This is a genomic window from Paraburkholderia sp. BR13439 (assembly GCF_040948805.1).
GTDB lineage: Bacteria > Pseudomonadota > Gammaproteobacteria > Burkholderiales > Burkholderiaceae > Paraburkholderia > Paraburkholderia youngii.
On sequence record NZ_JBFPKN010000132.1, the window covers coordinates 1 to 791 of the forward strand.

Consider the following 791-nt stretch of genomic DNA (forward strand, 5'->3'; position numbering starts at 1 on the left):
TTTCTGCACACCCACTTGCCACGGATATGCCGCTCCACGGTGAACACACCTGGCGTGTAGTCCAGCTTCTCGCTGATGTCCTCGCCGATGCGCACGCGCTCGCAGCCACACTGGCATACGGTGCTCTCCGGCTCATGCCGGATCTCTGTGCGCGGCAATTGCGCCGGCAGCGCTGCACGCTTCGGTTGCAGGGGTAGCGGCTCGGTTGTGGCTTGTGGCTGAAGTTGCTCGAGCTGAACTTCAATGGCGGCGAGATCCGCGTCAATTGCCTCGTCCAGCAGGTTCATCTGATCGCTGCTGAGCTGCTCGCTGCGCCTGCCGAACTGATGGCGTCTGAGAATCGATATCTCGTGGGTCAACTGGTCGATGCGGGTCTGCCGATAGCGTAATTCCCGCTCCTTCTCACCGACCTCCCGGGTCTTCTCTTCAATCTCCCGGTCCCGGTCTTCGACGCGTGCAATCAGTTGCGTGGCGAGCGCACGCAGTTGTTCGGGGCTAAGAGTGTTGAGGTCGGCGGGCAGATCCATGCAGACGAGTCTGCCAGAACCCCGGAGAGCGCGAAAGCGCGACCGTATACGTACCGAACGTCCTCAAACGACACGGATCACACCGTCCGCGCCGATGCGCTGCCATGGCAAACCCACCACCAGCCCGGCAAGTTGTTCCTGCGTGAGCGCATGTTGCTTTGGTTCGCTACCAGCGCGCGGCCACGCGAACTGCCCCTGATTCAGCCGTCGCGCAGCCAGCCAGATGCCAATCCCATCGTGAACCAGCACCTTCAGGCGGTTGGC

General features: G+C 62.1%; 2 protein-coding genes. Both read right to left on the reverse strand.

What is annotated here, in order from left to right:
• On the reverse strand, positions 1–527 hold a 527-nt coding region (locus tag AB3X96_RS42530; protein WP_368594417.1), incomplete at its 3' end, for an IS66 family transposase zinc-finger binding domain-containing protein.
• A 63-nt stretch (positions 528–590) separates the two neighbouring features.
• On the reverse strand, positions 591–791 hold a 201-nt coding region (gene tnpB, locus AB3X96_RS42535; RefSeq protein ID WP_368594418.1), incomplete at its 5' end, for an IS66 family insertion sequence element accessory protein TnpB.